General features: G+C 69.0%; 23 protein-coding genes. 13 read left to right on the top strand and 10 right to left on the bottom strand.

Going from position 1 to position 26,147, the window contains the following annotated elements; all coding sequences use genetic code 11:
* Nucleotides 1–12: 12 nt before the first annotated feature.
* Nucleotides 13–2,001, bottom strand: a complete 1,989-nt coding sequence (locus FB475_RS03840) for an alpha-1,4-glucan--maltose-1-phosphate maltosyltransferase (protein ID WP_141852565.1) — start codon at nucleotides 1,999–2,001, stop codon at nucleotides 13–15.
* 162 nt (nucleotides 2,002–2,163) lie between these two features.
* Between FB475_RS03840 and glgP the strand changes: the two genes are divergently transcribed.
* Nucleotides 2,164–4,773: an alpha-glucan family phosphorylase gene (glgP, locus tag FB475_RS03835; RefSeq protein WP_141852563.1), complete on the top strand. Its 2,610-nt coding sequence runs from the start codon at nucleotides 2,164–2,166 to the stop codon at nucleotides 4,771–4,773.
* A 140-nt stretch (nucleotides 4,774–4,913) separates the two neighbouring features.
* Here the strand turns inward: glgP and FB475_RS03830 are convergent, their stop codons facing one another.
* A complete protein-coding gene (locus FB475_RS03830) occupies nucleotides 4,914–6,347 on the bottom strand; it encodes an MFS transporter (RefSeq protein ID WP_141852561.1) in 1,434 nt (477 codons plus the stop codon).
* Nucleotides 6,348–6,398: 51 nt separating this feature from the next.
* On the opposite strand from FB475_RS03830, the gene FB475_RS03825 reads away from it, so the two are divergent.
* Nucleotides 6,399–6,968 carry a TetR/AcrR family transcriptional regulator gene (locus tag FB475_RS03825; RefSeq protein WP_141852559.1) on the top strand — a complete coding sequence of 190 codons (570 nt, stop codon included), beginning with the start codon at nucleotides 6,399–6,401 and terminating at the stop codon, nucleotides 6,966–6,968.
* Here the strand turns inward: FB475_RS03825 and FB475_RS03820 are convergent.
* The 6 genes from FB475_RS03820 to glgX form a co-directional block, all read right to left on the bottom strand.
* A complete protein-coding gene (locus FB475_RS03820) occupies nucleotides 6,958–7,836 on the bottom strand; it encodes a transglutaminase domain-containing protein (protein ID WP_141852557.1) in 879 nt (292 codons plus the stop codon). The genes FB475_RS03825 and FB475_RS03820 overlap by 11 nt on opposite strands.
* A gap of 13 nt (nucleotides 7,837–7,849) precedes the next feature.
* Nucleotides 7,850–8,665, bottom strand: coding sequence for a MerR family transcriptional regulator (locus FB475_RS03815; protein ID WP_141852554.1), 816 nt, complete (start codon nucleotides 8,663–8,665; stop codon nucleotides 7,850–7,852).
* A gap of 7 nt (nucleotides 8,666–8,672) precedes the next feature.
* Complete coding sequence (locus FB475_RS03810; RefSeq protein ID WP_202878251.1) at nucleotides 8,673–9,083, bottom strand: hypothetical protein; 411 nt, start codon at nucleotides 9,081–9,083, stop codon at nucleotides 8,673–8,675.
* Nucleotides 9,080–9,493 carry a MarR family winged helix-turn-helix transcriptional regulator gene (locus FB475_RS03805; protein WP_202878250.1) on the bottom strand — a complete coding sequence of 138 codons (414 nt, stop codon included), beginning with the start codon at nucleotides 9,491–9,493 and terminating at the stop codon, nucleotides 9,080–9,082. The genes FB475_RS03810 and FB475_RS03805 overlap by 4 nt, the downstream gene beginning before the upstream one ends.
* A gap of 41 nt (nucleotides 9,494–9,534) precedes the next feature.
* The gene (locus FB475_RS03800; RefSeq protein WP_141852552.1) at nucleotides 9,535–10,275 is read right to left on the bottom strand and encodes an SGNH/GDSL hydrolase family protein; all 741 of its coding nucleotides are present in this window, start codon (nucleotides 10,273–10,275) and stop codon (nucleotides 9,535–9,537) included.
* A gap of 73 nt (nucleotides 10,276–10,348) precedes the next feature.
* Complete coding sequence (gene glgX, locus FB475_RS03795; protein WP_420359219.1) at nucleotides 10,349–12,409, bottom strand: glycogen debranching protein GlgX; 2,061 nt, start codon at nucleotides 12,407–12,409, stop codon at nucleotides 10,349–10,351.
* Between the two features lie 168 nt (nucleotides 12,410–12,577).
* Between glgX and FB475_RS03790 the strand changes: the two genes are divergently transcribed.
* The 6 genes from FB475_RS03790 to FB475_RS03765 all read left to right on the top strand — a co-directional run bounded on the left by FB475_RS03790 (nucleotide 12,578) and on the right by FB475_RS03765 (nucleotide 18,496).
* Nucleotides 12,578–13,603, top strand: a complete 1,026-nt coding sequence (locus FB475_RS03790; RefSeq protein ID WP_141852548.1) for a Gfo/Idh/MocA family protein — start codon at nucleotides 12,578–12,580, stop codon at nucleotides 13,601–13,603.
* A complete protein-coding gene (locus FB475_RS03785) occupies nucleotides 13,600–14,643 on the top strand; it encodes a Gfo/Idh/MocA family protein (RefSeq protein WP_141852546.1) in 1,044 nt (347 codons plus the stop codon). Before FB475_RS03790 ends, FB475_RS03785 begins: the two co-directional genes overlap by 4 nt.
* A 152-nt stretch (nucleotides 14,644–14,795) precedes the next feature.
* Complete coding sequence (locus FB475_RS03780; RefSeq protein ID WP_141852544.1) at nucleotides 14,796–15,575, top strand: enoyl-CoA hydratase/isomerase family protein; 780 nt, start codon at nucleotides 14,796–14,798, stop codon at nucleotides 15,573–15,575.
* Complete coding sequence (locus FB475_RS03775; RefSeq protein ID WP_141852542.1) at nucleotides 15,576–16,529, top strand: class I SAM-dependent methyltransferase; 954 nt, start codon at nucleotides 15,576–15,578, stop codon at nucleotides 16,527–16,529. It abuts the gene before it with no gap.
* A 34-nt stretch (nucleotides 16,530–16,563) separates the two neighbouring features.
* Nucleotides 16,564–17,436 (top strand): acyltransferase, encoded by an 873-nt coding sequence (locus tag FB475_RS03770; RefSeq protein WP_141852541.1) that lies wholly within the window; start codon nucleotides 16,564–16,566, stop codon nucleotides 17,434–17,436.
* Nucleotide 17,437: 1 nt separating this feature from the next.
* Entirely contained in the window at nucleotides 17,438–18,496 is a 1,059-nt protein-coding gene (locus FB475_RS03765) for a hypothetical protein (protein WP_141852540.1), read from the top strand.
* Here the strand turns inward: FB475_RS03765 and FB475_RS03760 are convergent.
* Nucleotides 18,483–19,211, bottom strand: coding sequence for a class I SAM-dependent methyltransferase (locus FB475_RS03760; protein ID WP_141852539.1), 729 nt, complete (start codon nucleotides 19,209–19,211; stop codon nucleotides 18,483–18,485). The genes FB475_RS03765 and FB475_RS03760 overlap by 14 nt on opposite strands.
* A 119-nt stretch (nucleotides 19,212–19,330) precedes the next feature.
* Between FB475_RS03760 and FB475_RS03755 the strand changes: the two genes are divergently transcribed.
* Nucleotides 19,331–20,113: an electron transfer flavoprotein subunit beta/FixA family protein gene (locus FB475_RS03755; RefSeq protein ID WP_141852538.1), complete on the top strand. Its 783-nt coding sequence runs from the start codon at nucleotides 19,331–19,333 to the stop codon at nucleotides 20,111–20,113.
* A 14-nt stretch (nucleotides 20,114–20,127) separates the two neighbouring features.
* On the top strand, nucleotides 20,128–21,093 hold the full coding sequence (locus tag FB475_RS03750) for an electron transfer flavoprotein subunit alpha/FixB family protein (protein WP_141852537.1): 966 nt from the start codon (nucleotides 20,128–20,130) through the stop codon (nucleotides 21,091–21,093).
* Between the two features lie 135 nt (nucleotides 21,094–21,228).
* On the opposite strand, the gene FB475_RS03745 is transcribed toward FB475_RS03750, so the two are convergent.
* The gene (locus tag FB475_RS03745; RefSeq protein WP_141852536.1) at nucleotides 21,229–22,749 is read right to left on the bottom strand and encodes a hypothetical protein; all 1,521 of its coding nucleotides are present in this window, start codon (nucleotides 22,747–22,749) and stop codon (nucleotides 21,229–21,231) included.
* Between the two features lie 120 nt (nucleotides 22,750–22,869).
* Here FB475_RS03745 and FB475_RS03740 point away from each other — a divergent pair, with 120 nt between their 5' ends.
* The 3 genes from FB475_RS03740 to FB475_RS03730 are packed head-to-tail and all read left to right on the top strand — an operon-like array spanning nucleotide 22,870 to nucleotide 26,140.
* Complete coding sequence (locus FB475_RS03740) at nucleotides 22,870–24,072, top strand: cysteine desulfurase family protein (RefSeq protein ID WP_141852535.1); 1,203 nt, start codon at nucleotides 22,870–22,872, stop codon at nucleotides 24,070–24,072.
* Nucleotides 24,072–25,166: a tRNA 2-thiouridine(34) synthase MnmA gene (mnmA, locus tag FB475_RS03735; protein ID WP_141852534.1), complete on the top strand. Its 1,095-nt coding sequence runs from the start codon at nucleotides 24,072–24,074 to the stop codon at nucleotides 25,164–25,166. Before FB475_RS03740 ends, mnmA begins: the two co-directional genes overlap by 1 nt.
* Nucleotides 25,163–26,140, top strand: coding sequence for a uroporphyrinogen decarboxylase/cobalamine-independent methonine synthase family protein (locus FB475_RS03730; protein WP_141852533.1), 978 nt, complete (start codon nucleotides 25,163–25,165; stop codon nucleotides 26,138–26,140). The genes mnmA and FB475_RS03730 overlap by 4 nt, the downstream gene beginning before the upstream one ends.
* Nucleotides 26,141–26,147: the final 7 nt, after the last annotated feature.

Here is a 26,147-nt window from a genome sequence, read left to right as displayed (position 1 = left end):
ACCCTCGGCCTGTCAGGCTTGGCCGCGGCGGACGGCGAGAACGTGGGCGGGTTCGGCGTTGGGGTCCAGTTTGATGTAGTTCTGCTGACCCCAGCGCCAGGTCGCGCCGCTGATCTCGTCGTAGACCGTGAAGGTGTCCTCGGGACGCATGCCGAGAGCGGCCATGTCCAGGTGGACCATCGACTCGCGGACGGCGTGCGGGTCGGTGTTCACCACGACGATGATGGTGTCGCTGTGCCCGTCCGGCGTGGTCGAGCGCTTCGAGTAGCACATGATCGCCTCGTCCTCGACCGTGTGCAGCGTCAGGTTGCGCAGTTGCTGCAGCGCCGGGTGCCGCCGGCGGATGTTGTTCAGCAGCGTCAGGTACGGCGCCAGCGTGCGCCCCTCCCGCTCCGCCGCCTCCCAGTCCCGCGGGCGGAGCTGGAACTTCTCGGTGTCGAGGTACTCCTCCGACCCCGGCCGCAGCGCGACGTGCTCGAACAGTTCGTACCCGGCGTACACGCCCCAGGCCGGCGACGACGTGGCAGCGATCGCGGCCCGGATCTTGAACGCGCCGGGCCCGCCGTACTGCAGGTAGGCGGTCAGGATGTCGGGGGTGTTCACGAAGAAGTTCGGCCGCAGGAAGTGGCCGGTCTCCTTGGTGAGCTCGGTCAGGTACTCCTCGAGCTCCCACTTCTCGTTGCGCCAGGTGAAGTAGGTGTACGACTGGTGGAACCCGACCTTGGCCAGCTCCTGCATCATCGGCCGGCGCGTGAACGCCTCCGACAGGAACACCACGTCCGGGTCGGTCTTGCGGATCTCGCCGAGCACGTACTCCCAGAAGTTGACCGGCTTCGTGTGCGGGTTGTCGACCCGGAACACCGTGACGCCCTTGGAGATCCACAGCCGGATGATCCGCAGGACCTCGGCGTAGATCCCTTCCGGGTCGTTGTCGAAGTTGATCGGGTAGATGTCCTGGTACTTCTTCGGCGGGTTCTCGGCGTACGCGATCGAGCCGTCGGCGCGGACCGAGAACCACTTCGGGTGCTCCTTGACCCACGGGTGGTCCGGCGAGGCCTGCAGCGCCAGGTCGATCGCGACCTCGAGGCCGACCTCGCGCGCGCGGCCGACGAAGTACTCGAAGTCCTCGAAGGTGCCGAGCTCCGGGTGGATCGCGTCGTGCCCGCCGTCCTCGGAGCCGATCGCCCACGGCGAACCCGGGTCGCCAGGCTTCGGGTCGAGCGTGTTGTTCGGACCCTTGCGGAACGAGTGCCCGATCGGGTGGATCGGCGGCACGTAGAGGATGTCGAAGCCCATCTTGGCGACCGCCTCGAGCCGGCGGGCCGCCGTCCGGAAGGTGCCGGACTTCCACGTGTCGGTGGCTTCGTCGTACTCCGCACCTTCCGAGCGCGGGAAGAACTCGTACCAGCTGCCGTACAGGGCGCGGGTCCGGTCGACCCACACCGGGTACGTCTCCGAGGAGGTGATCAGCTCGCGCACCGGGTACCGCCCGAGCGCGGCGCGGACCTGCGGGGAGATCCCCGCGGCCAGCCGCGCCTCCGGCGGAAGCGCGCCGTTGGCCAGCGCATGCGCCGCGTCGCTCAGCGTGGACCGGTCCGCCCGGACCGCCGGTGGTACGCCGGCCGCCGCCCGGTCGAAGAAGGCCGCGCCCTCCATGAACATCAGGTCGACGTCGATCCCGGCCGGGATCTTGATCTCGGCGTTGTGCCGCCACGTCCCGTACGGGTCGCTCCAGCCCTCGACCGCGAACGTCCACGCGCCCTGCTCCTGCAGCGTCACGTCGACGGTCCAGCGGTCGGTGCCCTGGCCGACCGGGGTCATCAGCATCCGTCTGGTCTGCCCCGACGGCGAGGTCAGCACGACGTTCGCGTTCACCGCGTCGTGGCCCTCACGGAACACGGTCGCGGCGATGGTGAACGTCTCGCCGACGGCTGCCTTGGCCGGATACGCTCCGGCGTCGACGGTCGGGGTGACGTCGGTGATCGGGATGCGCCCAGTCATGGCGTGGATGAACTCCCTGTTCGAATGGCGAGCACTGCAGGTCTGACGTTATCGGTTCCCACAGTCCGCTCGTGACACACCGGGCTGCAAAATCTTGCTCGCGTTGCAAGATCGATGCATCCCGAGGGTGTTTTGCGCACCGTCGCCCGGTACGGTGTCCCGGTGCGAGCGATACGACGATTCTCCGTCCGCCCTGTCCTGCCCGAGCCGCTGACCGGTCTGGGCACCCTGGTGAACAACCTCCGCTGGGCCTGGCACCCGGAGACGCAGGACGTCTTCGAGGCCGTCGACCCGCAGCTGTGGCGGAGCACCGGCGGTGACCCGGTCAAGCTGCTCGGTGAGATCCCGGCGGCCCGGCTCGACGAGCTGGCGAACGACCATGCTTTCCTGCGCCGCCTCGAACTGGCGGTAGCCGACCTGGACAGCTACGTGACCGACGACCGGTGGTTCCAGACCGCGGGCGGTTCACCGCTCGACGCGGTCGCGTACTTCTCGCCGGAGTTCGGCATCACCCACGTCCTGCCGCAGTACTCCGGCGGTCTCGGCATCCTCGCCGGTGACCACCTGAAGGCGGCCAGCGACCTCGGCGTCCCGCTGATCGGCGTCGGCCTGCTGTACCGGCACGGCTACTTCGCGCAGTCGCTGAACGCCGAGGGCTGGCAGCAGGAGCGTTACCCGCTGGTGGACCCGGACGGGCTGCCGATCAGCCTGCTCCGCGACGGTGAGACCCCGGCGACCGTCACGCTGACGCTGCCCGGCAACCGCGAGCTGCACGCGCAGATCTGGGTCGCCCAGGTCGGCCGCGTGCCGCTGCTGATGCTCGACTCCGACATCGAGGAGAACGAGCCGTCCGAGCGCGAGGTGACCGACCGGCTGTACGGCGGTTCGACCGAGCACCGGCTGCTCCAGGAGCTGCTGCTCGGCGTCGGCGGTGTCCGCGCGGTGCGTACGTACTGCCGGATCACCGGTCACGCCGCGCCCGAGGTGTTCCACACCAACGAGGGCCACGCCGGCTTCCTCGGCGTCGAGCGGATCCGCGAGCTGTCGGTCGAGAAGGGCCTCGACTTCGACACCGCGCTCGAGGTGAACCGCGGCGGCACCGTCTTCACCACGCACACCCCGGTGCCGGCCGGTATCGACCGGTTCCCGGTCGAGCTGATCCAGCAGCACTTCTCGCCGGACGTGTTCGGTCCGGGCGTCCCGGTCGAGCGGATCCTCGAGCTCGGCGCCGAGGACTTCGAGGGCGGCGACCCGGCGCTGTTCAACATGGCGATCATGGGGCTGCGGCTGGCCCAGCGCGCCAACGGTGTGTCGAAGCTGCACGGCGTGGTCAGCCGCGGGATGTTCGCGGGGCTGTGGCCGAGCTTCGACCCGATCGACGTACCGATCACCTCGATCACCAACGGCGTACACGCGCCGACGTGGGTCGCGCGCGAGATCCACGACCTGACCTACGCGAACTACACGACCGAGGGCGACGAGGTGTTCGAGGGTCTGGACAAGACCACCGACGCGCAGATCTGGGAGACCAAGCGGCTGCTCCGCCAGCGGTTCATCGACGACACCCGCGCGCGGGTGCGGCAGTCCTGGCTGAACCGGGGCGCCAGCGAGGCCGAGCTCGGTTGGGTCGACTCGATCCTCGACCCCGGCATCCTGACGATGGGCTTCGCGCGGCGCGTCCCGTCGTACAAGCGGCTGACGCTGATGCTGCGCGACCCGGCCCGGCTGAAGGCGCTGCTGCTGCACCCGCAGCGGCCGGTGCAGATCGTCATCGCCGGCAAGGCGCACCCGCACGACGAGGGCGGCAAGAAGCTCATCCAGGAGATGGTCCGCTTCGCCGACGACCCGGAGGTGCGGCACCGGATCGTGTTCGTACCGGACTACGACATCGCGCTCGCGCAGCCGATGTACCCGGGCTGCGACGTGTGGCTGAACAACCCGCTGCGTCCGTACGAGGCCTGCGGTACGTCGGGCATGAAGGCGGCGCTGAACGGCGCGCTCAACCTGTCCATCCGGGACGGCTGGTGGGACGAGTGGTACGACGACGAGTTCGGCTGGGCGATCCCGTCCGCCGAGGGGATCGAGGACACCGAGCGCCGCGACGACCTCGAGGCGCACGCGCTGTACGACATCATCGAGAAGCAGGTCGCGCCGCGGTTCTACGACGGTGAGGTCCCGGGCCGCTGGATCGAGATGCTCCGGCACACGATCAAGGAGCTCGGCCCGAAGGTGCTCGCGACCCGGATGGTCCGCGACTACGTCGAGCAGCTGTACGTACCGGCCGCGCAGTCCTCGCGTGCGTTGAACTCGACGTACGACGGTGCGCGTGAGCTGGCCGCCTGGAAGCAGAAGGTCCGCGCCGCGTGGCCGGAGATCCGGGTCGACCACGTGGAGCTGCAGGGTCTCGGCGACGTACCGCAGCTCGGTACGACGGTCGGGATCCGGGCGTTCGCCGCCCTCGGTGGTCTCGAGCCGTCGGACATCTGTGTCGAGGTCCTGCACGGTCGCGTCGACGCCAACGACGAGATCACCGATCCGGTCCGCGCCACGCTGTCGCTGGCCGAGACGTACGAGGGCAACCGGCACCGCTACGAGGGCGAGCTGAAGCTGGACCGCACCGGTCCGTTCGGTTACACGGTCCGCGTCGTCCCGAACCACAAGGGCCTCGCCTCCGCCGCCGAACTCGGCCTCGCCGCCGGCCCGTCCGACCCCGACGACCCCACCACCCCCGACCTCCCCGCCGGCTCGGAGTTCTGGTCCAACACCATCTGAGAGACACGCCCCCGCCTGCCTCACCAGGCGGGGGCGTTTACGCGCGCACCCGGCTCGGCTGCGGACCGGGAAGAGGTCCTGGGGACCAGGAAGACGCCATAGCCTCTCTCCGGTCCCCGGGAGGGCTCTCGGGTTGCGGATCAGGCTCGCCTCGCGCGGATGATGCCGTAGGCAACCAGTGCGGCGGCCAGGCCGGTCAGCGTCAGGGCGGCTGTGGTGGTCGCGGTGTGGAACTGGGCGGTCTGGTGGGCGGTCCAGTGCGGGCTGGTGATTGGCCCGGTGAAGATCGACGCGAGGACGGTGCCGGTGATGGCAAGGCCGGCGCCGGACGTTACCTCTGTGGCGGTGTCGGTGAGAGCGGCGCCGATGGTGGTGCGGTTCTTCGGTAGACCACGCAGTACGTTGACTCCGGCAACCACTCCGACGACGCGCATGCCCGCGGCCACCAGGACCAGGGCGACGGCGACCCAGAGGTAGCCGAGGCGACCGAGCACGCCGTACACGGCCAGACCGAGGACGACGGACACGGCGCTGGTCCACGCGGCGCGCTCGAGACCGACGCGTTCGACGAACGGGCGGATCAGTGCGCCTCCGGCGACGAGTACGACCACCTCGGGGAGTAGGCCGAGCGAGGCGAGGACTGGAGTCCAGCGCCAGTCGAGCTGGAGCTGGAGCGTCACGAGGTACCCGAGCCCGGCGGTCGCCAGCCCGGCGGCCGCCTTGAACGCCAGGCCACTGGACACCAGTGGATGCGCCACGAGCCTGAGATCGAGGAGCGGGTACTGCGTAGCGCGCTCGCGGACGACGAACGCGACGGCTCCGAGGACGGCCGCGCCCGTGAACGCCCACGGGATCCACGACCCCGCGCCCTCGTTGACGATCAGTGTCGGTGCGACCAACGCCAGCACGATCGTCGTCGTACCGAGGATCGCGCCAACCACATCCATCGGATCGCGGTGCAGGTCGGCGGCCTGATCGGCAACGATGCCGCGGCGGATACCGATGATCGCCAGCACCGCGATCGGTACGTTCACCAGCAACAGCACCTGCCACGGCGCGACCGCGAGTACGAAACCACCCGCTGTCGGCCCGATCGCCAACCCGATCAATCCGACCGTCGAGATCAGCGTCGTCGCGCGTACCCGCAGCCCGTCGTCCTCGAACAACCGGAAGGTCAGCGCCATCGACCCCGGTGTCGTCATCGCGGCCGCGACGCCCATCGCGACACGTACGGCGATCAGCTGCTCGACCGAGCGCACGAACGCCGTTGCCAGACTCGCCGCTGCGAGCAGTACCAGCCCGGCGAGCATCACCCGGCGCCGCCCGAACCGGTCCGCGACCGCCCCGAACGCGAGCATCAGCCCGCCGAACACCACTGCGTACGCGCCGGCGACCCACTGTAGTTGCGTCGTCGACGCGCGCAGTTCGCGGCCGATGGTGGGCAGCGCGACGTTGAGGATCGAATTGTCGAGCATCTCGAACAGAAACACCGCCGAGAGGCCGGCCAACGCGACCCACGCCTCCCGCAGCGAGCGCGGGGCGCCTGCTATGACAGTTGCCGGAGCTGATGACATGCCACTAAGTTAACTGACTAAGCTTAGTGACACAAGAGAGTGAGGTCACAGATGCCTAGAACCGCGGCCCGCGGCGGCCCGCAGACGCGCGCAAGGATCTCGCAGATCGCGACCCAGCTGTTCCTGCAGCGCGGCTTCGACGAGGTGACGGTGGCCGAGGTCGCGCGCGCGGCGGGTGTGTCGAGTGTGACCGTGTTCAAGCACTTTCCGCGCAAGGAAGACCTGCTCCTCGATCGCTACGACGACGCGGTGGAGCTGCTGCGTACGGCGGCACACGGCGACGTACTGGTGTCCCTGCGGCGGATGACGCTCGACCTCGTCGAGGAACGGCATGCGCTGTCCGGGCTGAAAGACGGATCGGTACCGTTCTTCGCCACGGTCGCCGCGTCCCCGGCGCTGATCGCCCGCGCCCGCGAGATCGCCGACGACCTACGCCGGACCCTCGCGGAGGAACTGAACGACGACCTGCTCGCCGCGTTCTTCATCGCCGGCTACACCGCGGTGCTCACCGAGACAGCACGACGCCAGCTGGCCGGAGCTGCACCAGCTGACCTCGTCGACGATCACCGTGCCCGGGTCGAGCGTCTCTTCGAGAGGCTCGGCCACGGGTTCAGCGGTTGAGGTCCTGCCAGGCGAAGGCGCCGCCTGCGGGAGAAGTGACGAAGGACCGGCCGGTGAACGTCAGCGCCGGGTCCGTCCGGTACAGCTCGTCGACCTCCTTGGTTGCCGTCTCGTCTCCGTTGTCGGAGGCAACCATCAGCTGGGCGATCCGGTCGGTCAGGTCCAGGTCGGCGCCGTCGAGTGTGTCCGACATCGCGCCCCAGTTGTCCCACAGCAGCAGCTCGTCGCCGTTCAGGTGGGCGAGCTGGTAGTGCACGTAGTTCCGGATGAACCAGCCGCCGTACAGCTTCAGGTCGCCGAGTGGCTCCGGGTTCGCGCCGTACCGATCGCCGTCGAGTTCACCTGAGCGGTACCCGAGCCACACCTCGGCCGCGGACCGGAGCGGCCCGGCCGGCATGTCCGCGACGTCGAAGGGTGCCGAGCCGGGCTCCATCTGCGCGTCGATCATCACCCACCGCTCGCCGTTCCAGTACTCCGCGACGACGTGATCGTGGTTGAAACCCTCGGCGAAGTAGTCCGCGAACCCGACTCGGCTACGTGCCGGGATGCCCTTGTGGCGCAGGGCCGAGACGAACAGCAACGTGTAGTCCCGGCAGCAGCCGACCACCCGGTCGAACGGCTCCCGCGGGACGGCGAGCGCCGTACCGTTGCGCTTCTGGTCGGTCGCGAGGATCGCCGCCACCCACCGGTTGTCGATCTCGGCGAGGCGTTCGCCGGTGAACTCGATGCCGCCGCCGCGGTAGTGGATCAGCAGGTTGCGTACCACCGCGGCGATGCCGGGTATGCCGTTGATGCCGTCGGGGAGCGCGTGGAACAGCTCGGCGTACGGACCGGGGTCGCTCCACGGGGTCTGGATCGCGTAGTCCATCAGGGGTGTCCTTTCAGCGGAGTATGGGCTGTGCGATGTCGACGGCCGGTTCGTCGCGGGGGAGCAGCTGGCAGTTCGGGCGGTACACCTCGCGCGGCGGGCCGGCTTCGGGTACGCCGGACGCGCGCACGTGATCGAAGACGAGGTCGTAGGCGAGCATGATCCGCGGATAGGCGCATTCGTCCATCGTGATCGTGCAGTACGCCTCGCGGTGTGCCGGTTCGACCCGGATGCCGATCCGCCCGGACGGATCGACGAGCCCGTCGAACGGGACGCACACCTCGACGGTCGCCTCGGCCTCGGGCGTGACCGCGCCGTGGTAGATCACCCACGACCCGACGGTCGCGGTCGCACCGGCGGCGCGCAGGTACGTCATGATCTCGTCGGTGCACGTCACGATCACCCCGACCAGCAACTGCTGATCGGTGTCCGCCCGGATCGATGCGATCTTGGTCGCCGGTACGTCGCGGGTCCGCACCGGACGTGGCGCGAGGCCGGGTGTACCCGACCGGGACAGCCGATCGCGGAGGTACTGCCAGGTCGCCCGCCGCGCCGCGGTGGTCGCCTCCTCGGCGGCCCACCAGCGGTCGAGCCGGATCAACCCCTCCTCGTCGGTCCCGCCGAGTACTTCGGAGATCGTCGTCAGCGGCATGTCCAGCTGCCGCAGTACGCTGATCCGCCGCGCCCGTTCCAGTTGCTCCTCGTCGTACCACCGGTACCCGTTGGCAGGGTCCACCTGCGCCGGAGCCAGCAGCCCGGACACGTCGTACAGCCGCAACGCCTTCAACGAAAGGCCGGCCCGACGCCCGAACTCACTGATCGTCAACACGCGCCCATCACACCCCCTGCCCTTGGGGCAGAGTAAAGGGGAAGGGTTTCACGTCCGGCTCGACCCATCCGGTACGTGCTTGTGAAGACGCCAGTGTCCGCGAGCTGTAGAAGCGGGTCAGCAGGCGCTTGTCGAGCAGGCCCGGGTTCCGCCGGAGGAGTTCCGGGAAGCTCTCGGCCGGCGCCTCGCTCATGTGGTACGCCGTCAGCTCGACCCAGGCCCGGCTCACGGTCGCGTTGTACTTCTGCGGTACTCCCGCGTACCGCGCCGTCCGCCGGATGCCGTCGCTGATCAGCTCCATGGCACCGGCTGTCCCGCAACGCCGAACGGCGAGCCAGGTCAGCTGCACGTGCTCTCGATGCCCGAAGCGCTCCGCGCCCGACATCACCTCACCCATCAGCTCGTCGAAGGTACTCATGACGCCGCCAGCGCTGTGAGTACTTGTCTGGCCTGTTCGACTGCCGATGCGGGCAGGTCGGCGACCGCCTCGCTCTCCACGGCCTTGAACGCCTTTGCAACCCGCTTCGCGCTCTTGGCGCCGTCGGGAGTCAACGCGATCTCGATCGCCCGCCGATCGCCTGGTCGTGGTGCCCGGGCCAGCAGACCCTTGTCCGCAAGCCGATCGAGCACGCCGGTCAGCGTCGTAGGCCGCACGCCCGCGGCGGCACCGAGCTCGGACACGGTCCGCGGCTCCCGGTCCGCCAGGTTCGCAAGCACGTTCACCTCGGACGGCGTCAACCCCAGGTCGGCGAGTTCCCGGCCCAACACGTGCAACGTCACGTGCGTCGCCCGCTGCAACAACACCAACAACAACTCATCATTTCCCACGAATCCAGATTATCCGGATCCGTAGTAATTTCCCAGGGGTTTTATTGAGGCTGGAGTACGCCGGTCGGCAGGGCGGCGAGGAGGGCGTCGGCGTGGCGGCGGTAGCCGAGGTTGTTGGGGTGGAACGCGTCGGGAGCGAGCATGCCGCGCCACGGTGGCCGTGCGTACCGCGAGACCTGTGCGACCGGCAGGCCGCGCGACGTGGCTGTGGTGGAGATCAGTTGGTTGATACCGGAGACGTACGGGCTCACTGCGCCACCGATCCGCCAGAGCCGGTCGGGCACGGTCAGGTCCATGACCACTGACGACGTGGGGAGGCTGTCTATGACCTGACGTAGGCGGTCCCGGAATCGTCGGGGAGGCGTTGCGAGGATGTCGTTGTTGCCGATGCCACAGGTGACGAGTGCCGGCGTCAGACCGTCCAGCAACGGCAGCTGGTCTTCCAGCACGTGCCTGGTTTGCGCACCGGACCGCGAGAGGTTCAGCACGCGCCACGGCGTTCCCTGACGGCGTAGGGCATTCAGCACCTGTCCGACGTACCCATGCAGTGGAGAGGAAGCACCCAGGCCTTGTGCAGTCGAGTCACCCAGCACAACCCACAACGGCCCGCTGCCCGAGAGTGCAGCCGCGTTCTGCTGGGTCCAGTAGTCCGCGTACGTCCGCGCCTGTACGTCGACGTAGGCCACGCCGTCCACCCACCGCTGCAGGGCGAGCCGCGAGCTGGTCCGCTCGGCCTCGCCCCAGCGCATGATCGCGCGATGCAGCGCTCCGATCGGTGTCATCGATCCCCCCAGAACATGAACGGCAGGTGACCGAAGAATGTACAGGCGGAAGGTTAACAACCCCTCCGATGGCTCAGAGTGCGCGCAGCAGCACCAGGCAGCGTGGTGCCAGCGGGACCGTCGCGCCGGCCTCGACCTCGGTCACCATGCTGTTGCTGGTGTCCAGGACCAGTTCGTACGCCGGTGCCCAGGACGCGTCCGGTACGACGACGTTCCGCGTCTCGGCTGTCGCGTTGAGCGCGAGCAGGAACGAGCTGTCGGTCAGTGCGTTGCCGTGAGCGTCGGTGGCCCGCAGGGCGTCGCCGCGCAGGAACATGCCGATCGTCCGGAGGTTCCCGTTGAACCAGTCCGCGTCGGTCATCTCGCCACCGTGCGGGGCGATCCATGACAAGTCCTTGCGTCCGCCAGGAACGACAGGCTGCCCGGAGAAGTAGTGCCACTGGCGCAGAGCGGGGTGTGCGGCCCGCAGCGCGAGCAGCTTCTTCGTCAGCTCCAGGTGGTCGGACCAGGTGGCAGGCAGAGCCCAGTCGAACCAGGAGATCTCACTGTCCTGGCAGTACGCGTTGTTGTTGCCGTGCTGCGTCCGCCCGCACTCGTCGCCGGCGGTGATCATCGGTACGCCGGTCGACAGGATCAACGTCGACATCAGGTTCGCCATCTGCCGTTTGCGCAAGGCGATCACGCCCGGATCGTCGGTCTCGCCCTCGACACCGCAGTTCCACGAGCGGTTGTCGTCGGTACCGTCCCGGTTGTCCTCGTGGTTGGCCTCGTTGTGCTTGTGGTCGTAGCTGACCAGGTCCCGCAACGTGAACCCGTCGTGTGCGGTGACGAAGTTGATCGACGCGTACGGGTACCGGCCGTCGTCGCCGTAGAGGTCGCTCGATCCGGAGAGCCGGTACGCGAGGTCCTTCACACCGTCGGAGGTGTTCCGCCAGACGTCGCGAACACTGTCGCGGAACTTGCCGTTCCACTCCGACCACGGCGTACCGAAGTTGCCGACCTGGTAGCCGAACGGGCCGACGTCCCACGGCTCGGCGATCAGCTTCACCCGGCCGAGCACCGGGTCCGCCGCCACCTCGGCGAGGAACGGGTGGTCCGGGATGTCGACCTCGTGCCGCTCGTTGCGCACCAGCGTGACAGCCAGGTCGAACCGGAACCCGTCGACGCCCATCTCCTCGACCCAGTAGCGCAGCGAGTCCATCACCAGCCGGCGTACCTGCGGGTGCGAGGTGTCGACGGAGTTGCCCGTACCGGTCACGTCGTACATCGCGGCGCCCTGGGAGAGCCGGTAGTACGCGCGGTTGTCGATCCCGCGGAAGCTCAGCGTCGGCCCGTCGAACCCGCCCTCGGCGGTGTGGTTGTAGACCACGTCGAGGATCACTTCGATGCCCGCGGCATGGAACGCGGCGACCATCGCCTTGAACTCGGTGACCTGCTCACCGCGCGACCCCGACGAGCTGTACGGCGCGTGCGGCGCGAAGAAGCCGAGCGTGTTGTAACCCCAGTAGTTCGGCAGGCCGCGGGCCGCGATCGGCGGCTCGGTGAGGAAGTGATGGATCGGTAGCAGTTCCACCGACGTGATGCCGAGGTCGGTCAGATAGTTGATCACCGACGGGTGGGCGAGACCGGCGTACGTCCCACGCTGGTGCTCGGGTACGTCGGGATGCAGCTTCGTGAAGCCCTTCGTGTGCAGCTCGTAGATGACCGTCTCGCCCCAGTGCACCGGCTTGCTGATCGGCGGCGGGGGATCGGTGTCCGCGACCACGACACCGACCGGTACGTGCCCGGCCGAGTCGCCGTCGGACGAGTCGTAGATCAGCGGGCTGTCGTAGTCGAGGTCACCGTCGACGGCCCGCGCGTACGGGTCGAGCAGCAGTTTCGACGGGTTGAACCGCAGCCCGTGCGAGGGGTCGAACGGCCCGTGCACGCGGTACCCGTACCGCTGGCCGGCGCCGACGCCCGGGACGAAGCCGGTCCAGAACTCGCCGGCGTGCGTCAGGTCGAGATTCCGCTGACTCCCGTCGTCCGCGATCAGCGCGAGCTCGACCCGCTCCGCGGCCGGCGCCCACAGCGTGAACGTCGTCCCGCCGGTCTGGACCACTGCCCCCGGACGCGGGGCAGTCTCACCGGACAGGCCGGGAGCGCTCGGGGCGGCGGTCGCTTCTGTCACCGGCACATTCTGCACAAGTCGGCGCCAGTTCACGATAGTGAGGTGGTTGTGTTCGTGAGACGGTGGTTGCGAACGCCTGTGCGCAGTGATACGCAAGGACCGTTACTAATTTACCCACTTCAGGGGACTCACATGTCGGAAGAGTTGGCCGGTCTGACCGTAGGTCTGATCGGCGCGGGCAACATCTCGCACGTCCACGCCGCGTCCTGGAAGGCCGTCGGCGCTCGCGTCCTGGTCTACTCACTGGAAGGCGCGGAGGCACTGGCGGAGGAGTACGGCCTGGAGGTCGTCCCGTCGCTGGACGCGATCCTGGCTCCGGAGCAGGGGGTCGAGTTCGTCGACATCGTCACGCCGTCGGCGACCCACAAGGAGATCACGCTGGCCGCGATCGGGGCCGGCAAGAACGTGATCTGCGAGAAGCCGCTGACGCTGACCGCGGCCGATTCGCACGAGGTGATCGACGCGGCGACGGCGGCCGGCGTCCGGTTGTACCCGGCGCATGTCGTCCGGTACTTCCCGGCGTACAAGGCGGCGTACGACGCAATCCAGGCCGGGCGGATCGGTGAGGTCGCGGTCGCGCGGTTCTACCGGCAGGCGTCCTCGCCGGCCGGCGCGGGCTGGTACCGCGACGTGGCCCGCTCGGGCGGCGTGATCATGGACCTGATGGTGCACGACCTCGACCAGGCACGCTGGCTGTGCGGCGAGGTCACCACGGTGTACGCGGCGCAGAACCCGCCGACCGTGGACGGCATCAGCCCCGTGAACGTCGCGGCGCACGTGACGCTGACGCACGAGAGCGGCGCGATCAGCCACTGCCGGGCGACCTGGGGTGCGACCGGTACGACGTTCCAGACCGGGTTCAAGATCGCCGGGTCGAGCGGCGTGCTGAAGTTCGCCTCCGATGCGGACACCGGGTACAAGGAAGAGCTGCAGGACAGCGGGGGCGGTGACCTGCTGATCCCGTCGTCGTTGGGGGAGAGCCCCTATCTCACGCAGTTGCGGGAGCTGGCGATCGGGCTGCGTGGTGGGCCCGAGCCGCGGGTGGTCGCGACCGACGGTGCGGCCGCGGTGTATCTGGCCGAGGCGGCGCGCGCGTCGATGGAGTCGGGTCAGCCGATCGACATGAAGACCTTCGTCTCGACGGGAGCAGTGGCATGAGCTTGAAGGTTGCGATCGCGTCGTTTGCCCATGTGCATGCAGGGTCGTACGCGCAGTTGCTCGGGGCGATGCCTGATGTCGAGGTGTTGTCCGCGGATCCCGACGGCGCGTCGGCGCCGGATGCCGGTCCGCGCGGGGCCGAGCTTGCCAAGGTTTTCGGCATTCCGTACGTCGACACGTACGACGAGCTGTTCGCGTGGGGACCTGATGCGGTGGTGGTGACCTCGGAGAACTCGGGGCACCGGGAGCTCGTGGAGCGGGCCGCTGCGGCCGGTGCGCACGTGTTGTGCGAGAAGCCGCTGGCCACCGAGGTTGCCGACGGTGAGGCGATGCTCGCCGCGTGCGAGGCGGCGGGGACGATCCTGATGATCGCGTACCCGGTCCGGTTCGCGCCGGAGTACCTGCAGCTGCGCGCGAACGTCGAGGCGGGCCGGCTCGGCGACGTGTTCGCCGTACTCGGAACGAACAACGGGAAGATCCCGTACGACGCCCGGCAGTGGTTCACCGACGCGGAACTGGCCGGTGGGGGAGCGCTCGTCGACCACACCGTGCACTGCGCCGACCTGATCGACGGGCTGACCGGCGGGGCGACCGCGACCCGCGTGTACGCCGCCGCGAACCGGATCCTGCACCAGGACAAGAACGTCGAGGTGGAGACCGGGGGACTGGTCACGATCAACTACGACAACGGGCTGATGGCAACGATCGACTGCTCGTGGAGCGTGCCCGACAACGGGCCGACCTGGGGTGGCGTCTCGCTGCAGGTCACCGGCACCAACGGCTCGGTCGAGATCGAACCGTTCCTGCCGCACATCGGCGGCACCGACCAGAACGGTGAGGTCTACCTCGCGATCGGCGGCAACCTCGACGAGGCCATGCTCGACACCTTCCTCGACGCCGTCCGCACCAGCGGCCCCGCCACCCCCGGCAAGCCGCCGGCAGTAACCCCCCAACCCGATGGCGCCGTAGGCCTCCGCACCCTGAAAATAGTCGACGCCGCCCGCCGCTCCGCCGTGTCAGGCCAAGCGGTGGACGTCTAACACTCACCAACCCCTCCGGACGGCCGCCGCGCACGCTCACCGGCGGCCGTCCGGCTTGTTGCCACGGGGCTTGGTGAGTGCCGGACGTCCGCATCCGGTACCGTTCCCGGAGTTGTGACCCGTGGGTAGGCCAGAGCGAAGGAGCTTCAGGCATGGGCGAGTTCGTGAATCTCACCGTGAGTGAAGGTGTGGGGACGATCCGGCTGGATCGGCCGAAGATGAACGCGCTGAATGTGCAGGTGCAGGAGGAGATCCGCGCCGCCGCGCTCCAGGCGACCGCCGACGACGACGTCCGCGCGGTGGTGATCTACGGCGGCGAACGCGTCTTCGCCGCCGGTGCGGACATCAAGGAAATGGCTGACATGTCGTACGCCGACATGGCCAAGCGCTCCGGCCCGCTGCAGTCCTCCCTGTCCGCGGTCGCCGCGATCCCGAAGCCGACCGTCGCCGCGATCACCGGCTACGCGCTCGGCGGCGGCTGTGAACTCGCGCTCTGCGCCGACTACCGGATAGCCGCCGAGGACGCCAAGCTCGGCCAGCCGGAGATCCTGCTCGGCATCATCCCGGGCGCCGGCGGTACCCAGCGGCTGTCCCGCCTGGTCGGCCCGTCGAAGGCCAAGGACATCATCTACACCGGCCGCTTCGTCGACGCCGCCGAGTCGCTCCGGATCGGCCTCGTCGACCAGGTCGTCCCGGCCGCCGAGGTGTACGACGCCGCGGTCGCCTGGGCCGCGCAGTTCAGCGCCGGCGCCGCGATGGCCCTCCGCGCCGCGAAGGAGTCGATCGACTCCGGCCTCGGCGTCGAGCTGGGCACCGGACTGGAGATCGAGCGGCAGCAGTTCGCCGCGCTGTTCGCCACCGAGGACCGCACGATCGGGATGAAGTCCTTCGTCGAGAACGGCCCGGGTAAGGCCGAGTTCAAGGGAAAGTGAATGACCACCTCCGCTGAGAAGCCCGCCGCCTCCGCCGAAGAGGTCGAGGCCGCCTGGAACGACAACAAGCTGGCCCAGGTCCTCTACCACGACTGGGAAGCTTCGACGTACGACGAGAAGTGGTCTATCTCGTACGACGAACGCTGCGTCGACTACGCCCGGGACCGCTTCACCGCGGTGGCCGGCACCGGCGGCTGGCCGTACGGCAAGACCCTCGAGATCGGCGCCGGTACCGGCTTCTTCACGCTGAACCTCAAGCTGGCCGGCGTCCTCGACGAGGCGCACGTCACCGACCTGTCCCCGGGCATGGTCGAGGCCGCGAAGAAGAACGCGAAGACCCTCGGCTTCGCGATCGAGGGCCGGGTCGCGGACGCGGAGAAGCTGCCGTACGACGACAACACGTTCGACCTGGTCATCGGGCACGCGGTCATCCACCACATCCCGGACGTCGAGCTGGCGTTCCGCGAGATGCTCCGCGTGCTCAAGCCCGGCGGCCGCTTCGTGATCTGCGGCGAGCCCACGCGGTACGGCGACTTCGTGGCCCGGCGGCTGTCCCGCTTCACCTGGTGGGCGACCACGAACGTCACCAAGCTCCCGGCCCTCGCGCACTGGCGGCGCCCGCAGGAGGAGCTCGACGAGTCGTCCCGCGCGGCTGCCTTGGAGGCGGTCGTCGACCTGCACACGTTCGACCCGGACACCCTGGCGCGGACGGCGGAGCGGGCCGGTGCCGTCGAGGTGAAGACCGTGACCGAGGAGCTGCTCGCCGCGTGGGTCGGGTGGCCGATCCGTACGTTCGAGGCCGCCGTACCGGAGCAGAAGCTCGGGTTCGGGTGGAGGATGTTCGCGTACAAGTCGTGGCTACAGCTGTCCAAGGTCGACAAGGTGCTGTCGTCCGTCGTACCGGACGAGCTGTACTACAACGTCTCGATCACCGGGGTCGCGAACAAGCAGTAGGGGCAAGCAGTAGCACAAGCAGTAGGGTGTGTCGATGCGGTTGCTGTCCGTGGCGAATCTGCGCTGGGTGGTACGCCATCGGGCGTGGACGCCGTACTACCTGAAGCGCTACTGGCGGTTCGCCTGGTTCAAGCTGCGGCATCCGCAGGTGATCACCGAGGGGTTCGTGTTCCTCGGCAAGCACCTGGAGATCGTGGCGCGGCCCGGGCACGGGCGGATCGTGCTCGGCCGCTGGGTGCATCTCGGTGACGAGACCCGGCTGCGCGCGCACGAGGGCACGCTGCGGATCGGCGACAAGGTCGTGTTCGCCCGCGACGTCACAGTGAACTGCTACCTGGACATCGAGATCGGTGCGTCGACGCTGATCGCGGACTGGACCTACATCTGCGACTTCGACCACAAGACCGAGGACCTCGGCCTGCCGATCAAGGACCAGGGCCTGGTGAAGTCGCCGGTCCGGATCGGTCCGGACTGCTGGCTGGCCACGAAGGTCACGGTCACCCGCGGTACCGACATCGGCCGCGGTGCGGTGATCGGCGCCAACAGTGTTGCCCGCGGCAACATCCCGGCGTACGCGGTGGCGGCCGGCGTACCGGCGAAGGTGCTCGCGGACCGGACCAAGCGGTACGCCGAGGACGCCGAGCGACGCAAGTACCTGGCCGGTCTGGCCGCCGCGAACGACCGGACCGCCGCGTTGCTGCAGGCCGGGATGCCGCCGGTCGAGCAGCCTGCGAGCGTGGCGCCGGAAGATGCGGCTGGTGATGAGGTAGAAGCAGGTGGTGAAAAAGAGAGCTCCGAGGGGTTCTCAAGTTACTCACCAGTCGGGCACTATGGCCCCCACATCCGGTCGGACGTCTGGGACGGCAGTGAAGGCCTCGACCGGATGCGCATCGGAGAGGAGAAGTAGCGTGGCTGACCAGGCTGCGATCGATCCGGCCGGTCAGGCTGCCCGGTCGCCGCTGGACCAGGCCGCGGCCGATGGCTCGATCACCCAGGCGCCGACGCGTGCGGTCGATCCGGTACCCATCGTGACCGAGCCGGTACCCGGTAGCGCTACGTTGGAACCAGTGCTTGAAACGAACGAACCAGACATGGGCGTGAGCGTGAACCCGGATCGACAGGCAGCGGACAGCAGTACGGCGACGGCACCGGTAGCGGGTGCCCGTCGGCGGTTGTCGCCGCGCCCGGTCCCGGTCGGCCGGCGGAGGAGAGCGCCGGCCGCCACGGACGAGGAACCGACCCCGGCTGAGGAGATGGACGACGTGGGTACGCAGGACGAGAAGGCGGAAGCGGCCAAGGCCGCCGACGCCGCCAAGGCCGGCGCGACGCCGGGGAACGAGCCAGGGAATGACGCGGCTACCGGTGCCGCGGGTACGGGTGTGACCGCGACGAAGACCGCGCGGCCCAAGACGGCAGCGGAGATCGTGGCCGAGCAGCGGGCCCGGGAGAAGGCGGCCGAACCGGCAGCGGCGAGCTCGGAGGATGCCGTAGCGGGTCCGGCGGGCGCGGGTGCCGGCGACGCCGGTAAGGACGCGGACAGGCCGGCCGCTGCCGTGACGGGTGCGGCCGGCAAGCCGCCGGTGAAGCCGTCAGGTGCCTCGGGCAACAAATCGGTGGTGTCGAAGAGCTCTTCGGTGAGCTCGTCCGGCCGGGGCAAGCAGGCGCTGAGCTCCGTCGGATCCGGCGTCAAGAAGCTGCGCACCCTGATCGCCTCGCTGATCTGGCTGATCGCGGTGCTCGCGGCCGCTGTTCTGGCTCTCGGCGCGTTGTTCACCGCGCTCGACCAGACCAACCAGAGCAACGAGATCGTGCGCTGGATCCTGGAGCGCGGGCACGACCTGGTCGGCCCGTTCAAGGATCTGTTCCGGCTGCAGACCGCGAAGAACACCCTGCTGGTGAACTGGGGAATCGCGGCGCTGGTCTACCTGATCGCCGGCAAGATCGTCGAGAAGATCATCCGGCCCTAGCGACCAGGATGAGGTCGAGAGATTCGTCCAGGTCGCCTGGACGAATCTCGAAGTCCTCGTACGTCGTACTGCGCACCAGCCGGTTCAAGTTGTCGTCCCACTGCTCGTGCGGCGCGGCGAGCTGTGCGTCCACACAGGAGCCGTGCTGCGCCTCCCAGGCCGTGAGCCGTGCGCCGTGGTGCAGCCCGAGCGCGTGCGTGATCTCGAAGTGCGGTTCGAGCAGCTCGGCGAACTCGGCGGCGGTCAGTTCGCGGGTGTGGTACCAGTTTCCGCTCGGGAAGGTCAGGCGGTTCGGCGTACTGAGGACCAAGGTGCCTTGTGGTGCGAGGATCCGGGCGCATTCGGCGACGAAACGCGGTTGCTCCCACAGGTGCTCGATCGTCTGCAGTGAGGTGATCGTCGTGAAAGCCCTGTCGGTGAAGGGCGTCTGCACGAGATTGCCGCGCGCGACATTGACCTGTGGATAAACCCGGCGGACGTGCCGCAACGTCGTATCTTCATAGTCGAGACCGGTCACGGAGCCTGCCCCGGCCAGCCGAAGCAGCTCCGCGCCGTAGCCCTCGCCGCAGCCGGCGTCGAGGACCCGGCCGGCTCGCCCGACCGGCAGATTCGCCGTGATCCAGCGATAGGCAGCGTCATGACGCGCGAACCAATAGTTCTCGTGCCAGATCCCCGGCGCTGTTCTCTCCCCGGTGAGCGGTAGCGTCTCTGTCACGTTCGCAACACTAGTCGTGCCGGAGACTGTGATGGGACTCGCATCGGACGTATGTTTCTCGCGGGTAACATCCGTGGCAGGCTTGGAGAGACCGTTAACCAGAAGGGGTCCCACACGCTATGAAGATCGTCGTCTGCGCGAAGTTCGTGCCGGATGCCACGGCGGACCGCCGCTTCCGCTCGGAGGACAACACGGTGGACCGTGCCGGTGTCGACGGGCTGCTGTCCGAGCTGGACGAGTATGCCGTCGAGACCGCGCTCACCGTGAAGGAGGCCGGCGACGCCGAAGTGACCGTTCTCACGGTCGGGCCGGAGCAGGCCGCCGACGCGGTGAAGAAGGGTCTGCAGATGGGTGCCGACGCCGGTGTCCACGTTCTCGATGACGCGATCCACGGTTCGGACGCGGTGGCCACCTCGCTGATCCTGGCCAAGGCGCTGGCCAAGCTCGAGGCCGACCTGGTCGTGTTCGGGATGGGCTCCACCGACGGTGGCATGGGTGTGGTTCCGGCGATGGTGTCGGAGCGGCTCGGGCTGCCGGCCGTGACGCTGGGCTCGGAGGTGACCGTCGACGGGCAGACCGTCCGGATCCGCCGCGACGGCGACACCGCGAGCGAGACCATCGAGGGCACGCTGCCGCTGGTGCTGTCGGTGTCGGACCAGGCCAACGAGCCGCGGTATCCGTCGTTCAAGGGCATCATGGCCGCGAAGAAGAAGCCGGTCGAGACCTGGTCGCTGGCCGACCTCGAGCTGACCCCCGACGAGGTGGGTGGTTCGAGCGCGTGGACCGAGGTGGTCGAGGTGACCGCCCGTCCGCCGCGCAGCGCCGGCACGATCGTCACCGACGAGGACGGTAGCGGTGCTGCCGAGCTGGTCGGGTTCCTGTCCACGAACAAGTTCCTCTGAGGAGCGGTTGAGTCATGTCGAACGTTCTGGTTCTCGTTGACCACACGGACAACCCAGGGGGCACTGTCCGCAAGACGACCGCCGAGCTCCTCACGATCGCCCGCCGGCTCGGCGAGCCGGTCGCCGTCTTCATCGGCTCCGATGTGCAGGCCGCCCTGCCCGCCCTGGGGCAGTACGGCGCTACCAAGGTGATCGCACTGTCCAACCCGGAGCTCTCGCAGTACCTGGTGGCTCCGAAGGCCGAGGCGCTGCAGCAGGTCGCGGCGAAGGTGGAGCCGTCGGCGATCCTGATCTCGTCGAACGCCGAGGGCAAAGAGATCGCGGCCCGGCTCGCGGTCAAGCTGGACTCCGGGCTGATCACGGATGCCGTCGACGTCCAGGCCGGTGATGGTGGTCCGGTGACCACGCAGTCGGTGTTCGCGGGCAACTTCACCGTGCAGGCGAAGGTCACCCATGGCACGCCGATCATCACTGTCAAGCCGAATGCCGCCACCCCGGAGGTCGCGGAGACGTCTCCGGAGGTGGAGGAGTTCGACGTGACGATCTCCGATGCCGCGAAGACGGCCCGGATCACCGACTCCAAGCCGCGGGAGGCGACCGGCCGTCCGGAGCTGACCGAGGCCGCGATCATCGTCTCGGGTGGCCGCGGTACCGGCGGCGACTTCGGCCCGGTCGAAGCCTTCGCCGACTCGCTCGGCGCCGCGGTCGGCGCGTCCCGTGCCGCGGTCGACTCGGGGTGGTACCCGCACGCCTACCAGGTCGGTCAGACCGGCAAGACGGTGTCCCCGCAGCTGTACGTGGCCGCCGGCATCTCCGGCGCCATCCAGCACCGGGCCGGTATGCAGACCTCGAAGACGATCGTCGCGATCAACAAGGACCCCGAGGCCCCGATCTTCGAGCTGGTCGACTTCGGCGTGGTCGGCGACCTCCACAAGGTCCTCCCCACAGCCACCGAAGAAGTAACCAAGCGCAAGTCCTGACCCAGCACCCCGAAGGCCCGGCCCGGTTCCCCGAGCCGGGCCTTCGTCATGCCCAGTTGCTCGCTGGCGGGTTGTTGGGCCGGTGGCGGGTTGCAACGGGCCAGGGATCAAACAACCCGCCAGCGGGGGAGGCGGTCAGCCTGCGAGCTGCTGGCGGAGGGTGGTGAGGGAGGCGGTGATGGAGGCTTTGCGGGCCGGGGTGTTGTCGAGGTAGTCCGTCAGGGAATTGGCGGCGGTGGTGCAGCGGTCGTTCAGGTTGGTTGCTTCGCCGGCGGCGCGTTCGCGGTCCGCCTTCAACGCCGAGCGGAGTCTGAGGTAGCTGTTCACGCCGAATCCCGCGATCACCACGCCGACGACGATCCAGAACCAGTGCACGATCAGCCCGAGCCCGACAGCGACCACCAGACCGCCGACGACGAGCCCGATCGGCAGTGCGTTCTGTTTGCCGGTCGCGACACCTACGCCGGACGTCAGGGCCGTCGTTGCCGCGCCGAGCTCGAGCTTGTCCGGTCCGTCGGCGCGGACGGTGATCGTCCGCGAGCCGCTGTCCACCGTGACCTGCGTCGGCGCGGGCTGGTCAGCGGTCTGCGCGAGCTGCTCCACCGCCGGCAGCACCGACGGCGCGATCACGCGCAGCGCGGTCGCCGCCAGATAAGGATCCGCGGACATCGCCAGGTCGTCGGCGAGCAGTTGGTTGACCGTACCGGCCGAGTCCGCCAACGTCTCCACCGTGTCGGAGCCCCCGCTGACCCGAGCCCGGAGTACGGCGATCCGCGCCAGCGTCTCGCGCTCCGGTTCGCTGCCCTCCGAGATCAGCAACCGCAACAGCGCGGCCGCACTGTTCTTCTCCGGCTCCGCTTCGGCGTCTGCGGTCAGACTCGGGTCGGGCTCCCGCGCCTCGGTGTTGCCGACGATCGACTGCACAGCGTCCGCGACCCGGCTCAACCGGTACCAAGCGTCGTCCTGCTTCTCCGTGGCCTTCAACCCCCGCGGCCGCGACCCCGCACTCCCGCGGGATTCCAGCTTCGACAGCCATGCGCCATCTGCCGTCATTCCCAACCGCAGCTTCGCAACGACAAGCTCCAGCGCCTCGGGCCCGAACCCACCGCGCGCCGCGGTCGTCCACAGCACCCGCTGGACCCGCGTCAACGTCCCGTCGTCATTCGGTACGCCGAACGCCGCCTCCAGCCACTCGGTCCGCACCAGGTGCCGCTCCCCGAGCGCGGCCAACGCCAGCGCCAGGAACGTCGACGTACGGCGCTCGTCGAGCTTGATCGCCGTACTCACCGCCTCCTCGTCGGGTGCCCCGGCGTGCAGTGAGATCAGTGCGGTGACAGCCGGCTCCAGCCAGTACTGCGGTACCGGATCGACGGCCGGTGGCAGTTCCGTACCGGACGCCAGCGCGCTCACCACCCGCGCCGCGTACCGCCGGAGCTCGGCCTCGTCGGTGAACCCGACCGTCTCGTGCCGCAGGTCGGACAGCTCGACGAACGCGTCGAACGCCCGCGACAGGCTCTCCACCCGGGTCTGCAGGCTGCCCTGGATCCGGGACAGCTGCGACCGCAGGCTGGACGTCTCCGATCGCGCGTACGACATCTCGCTCTGCAGATCGGACAACTGCTGGTTCTGCCTGCGCTCGGTCCACCAGTCGTTCATATTCCGCCTTCCGTGCCCGGTTCGTGCCCCCGGGAAGAATGACGTGCGAGCGGGGTCACCGGATCCAGGACCCGCCCGGGGAGCGGGAACATTCGCGCCGGACATACCCTTGAAACCGATATGACTGCCACCGACCGTCGCACGGTGTATCTCGACCACGCGGCGACGACCCCGATGCTCCCGGCCGCGATCGAGGCGATGACCCATCACCTCAGCCGCACCGGTAACGCGTCTTCCCTGCACGGCTCCGGTCGGTGCGCCCGCCGTACCGTCGAGGAGGCGCGCGAGTCGATCGCCGCCGCACTCGGGGCGCAGCCGAGCGAGGTCGTGTTCACCTCGGGCGGCACCGAGGCGGACAACCTGGCGCTGAAGGGCCTGTGGTGGTCTCGCCTGGCGCAGGACCCAGGCCGCCGCCGGATCCTGCTCAGCGGCATCGAGCACCACGCGGTCCTCGACCCGGCGATCTGGCTCGGGCAGCACGAGGGCGCCGAGATCGAGTGGCTCCCGGTCGACGAGCTCGGCCGGGTCGACCCGGACGACGTCCGGCGAGCGATCGAGCGCGACCCGGCGTCGGTGTCCTTCGTCACGCTGATGATGGCGAACAACGAGGTCGGCACGCTCCAGCCGGTGACCGAGGTCGCGGCCATCGCCCAGGAGTACGGCGTACCCGTGCACACCGACGCCGTCCAGGCGATCGGGCAGGTGCCGGTCGACTTCGCCGCGCTCCGAGTGGACGCGATGACGGTGTCGGCGCACAAGCTCGGCGGTCCGTACGGAATCGGCGCGCTGGTCGTGCACAAGGAGACGCAGCTGACGCCGATCCTGCACGGCGGGGGACAGGAGCGCGACGTCCGTTCCGGCACCCTGGACGTGCCCGCGACGGCCGGGTTCGCGGTCGCCACCGACTACGCCGTCCAGCACCAGGCCGAGGAGGCGGCGCGGCTGACCGAGCTGCGCGACACGCTCGTGCACGGCATCACCAGTACCGTCGAGGGCGCCAAGCTCTCCGGTGACCCGGTCGGCCGCTTGCCCGGTAATGCACACTTGTCGTTCAGCGACTGCGAGGGCGACTCGCTGTTGCTGTTGCTCGACGCGCGGGGGATCGAGGTCTCCACCGGTTCCGCGTGCAATGCCGGCGTCGCCGAGCCCAGCCACGTGCTGCTCGCGATGGGGTACGACGACCAGCGGGCCCGCGGCTCGCTCCGGTTCACCCTCGGGCACACCTCGACCCGGGCCGATATCGACGCGGTCCTGGACAACATCGGACCTGTGGTGGAGCGGGCGAAGTCCGCCGGATTGCAGAACGTGGGAAGGAACACCTGATGCGGGTACTCGCAGCCATGTCCGGCGGAGTGGACTCCGCGGTCGCGGCGGCGCGGATGGCCGAGGCCGGGCACGACGTGACCGGTGTACACCTCGCACTCAGCCGGAACCCGCAGTCGTACCGCAGCGGCGCGCGCGGCTGCTGCACGATCGAGGACTCGCGGGACGCGCGGCGGGCCGCGGACGTGATCGGCATCCCGTTCTACGTCTGGGACCTGGCCGAGCGGTTCCATGCCGACGTGGTCGAGGACTTCGTCAGCGAGTACGCGGCCGGCCGGACGCCGAACCCCTGCCTGCGGTGCAACGAGAAGGTCAAGTTCAGCGCGGTCCTGGAGCGGGCGCTGGCGCTCGGCTTCGACGCGGTCGCGACCGGGCACTACGCGCGGATCGTCGACACACCGGACGGCGCTCGCGAGCTGCACCGGGCGGTGGACCCGGCCAAGGACCAGTCGTACGTGCTCGGCGTCCTGACCCAGGCGCAGCTCGCGCACGCATTCTTCCCGCTCGGCGACACGGTGAAGACCGAGGTCCGCGAGGAGGCCGAGCGGCGCGGGCTGTCGGTGGCGGCGAAGCCGGACAGCCACGACATCTGCTTCATTGCCGACGGCAACACGGCCGGGTTCCTGGGCGCGCAGCTCGGCGAGGCGCCCGGTGACATCGTCGATGCACAGGGCAACAAGCTCGGCGAGCACTCCGGGACGCACGGCTTCACCATCGGCCAGCGCAAGGGCCTGAAGATCGGTACGCCCGCCGCGGACGGCAAGCCCCGCTTCGTCCTGGACATCAGCCCCGTCGACCGCACCGTCACCGTCGGCTCCCGCGAGGAGCTCGCCGTCTCCGAGTTGACCGCCTCCAACCCCCGTTGGTGCGGCCCGGCCCCAGCCGACTCCGTCGTCCACGCGACCGCCCAACTCCGCGCGCACGGGGACGAGGTCCCTGTGGTCGCGACAGTTCAGGGCAATCACGTACAGGTCACCTTCGCGGAACCGACGTCCGCTGTCGCTCCAGGACAGGCTGTGGTTCTGTATGACGGGACACGGGTCATCGGTTCAGCGACCATCGACTCGGTCCAGCGCGTCAGCGCCACCGTATGACCACCACCGGACTCGGCTCGGTCCCCGGCGACGACATCCGCGAGTGGATGCGCGCAGTCCTCGAGCTGGTCGACCTCCCGTTCCTGCCCGAGCTCCCGGCGCGCCCGTACGGCGACATGATCAGCCGGACGATCGCCGTACTCACAGAGCTTGCCGCTGATCTGCAACCGGTCGGGTGGCGGCTGACCGGCGGCGGGGACGCACGGGCGAGTCTGGACCAGCGGCGCGCACGGGCGCTGCTGCAGGAAGACCTGGACGTGCTGGAGGAGTACGCCGACGGCTACGAGGGCCAGCTGAAGGTACAGGTCACCGGCCCGTGGACCCTTGCGGCTGCTGTCGAGCGTCCGCGTGGCGACAAGGTCCTGGCCGACTACGGTGCGCGGCGCGATCTCGCGCAGGCCTTGGCGTACGGCGTGGAGCAGCACGTGGCCGAAGTACGCAAGCGTGTGCCTGGAGCGGAGGTGCTCCTGCAGGTCGATGAGCCCGGGCTGCCCGCCGTACTGGCCGGAGCTGTGCCAACAGCGTCCGGCTGGAGCAAGCACCGCTCCGTCGACGGGCCCGGTGCGGTGGAGCTGCTGAGCCTCTTCACTGGGTTTGCGCCCACTCTTCTGCACTGCTGCGCAGCACGTCCGCCGATCGAGGCATTCACCAAGTCGGGCGCCAGCGGCATCGCTATGGACGTCTCGCTGCTCAACAACGGCGCCTGGGACCAGGTCGCCACCGCAGCAGAAGCCGGCACCAAGATCTATGCGGGCGTCGTACCGACCACCGGCCCGATCCCGCGCCCCGACCAGGCCGCCGAGCCCCTGGTACGCCGCTGGCGCGAACTGGGCCTCGACCCAGAACTCCTGAAGCAAGTAGCGATAACCCCCGCCTGCGGGCTGGCCGCCGCGCCGACCCCCACCGACGCCCGAGCCCGCCTGAAACTGCTCCGCGAGGTCGTCGAGGTAGTAGGCGAAGCCGCCGACGAGTAACCGAAAA

The sequence above is a fragment of the Kribbella jejuensis genome (assembly GCF_006715085.1).
GTDB classification, from domain to species: domain Bacteria; phylum Actinomycetota; class Actinomycetes; order Propionibacteriales; family Kribbellaceae; genus Kribbella; species Kribbella jejuensis.
This window is presented reverse-complemented; position numbering and strand designations above follow the sequence as displayed.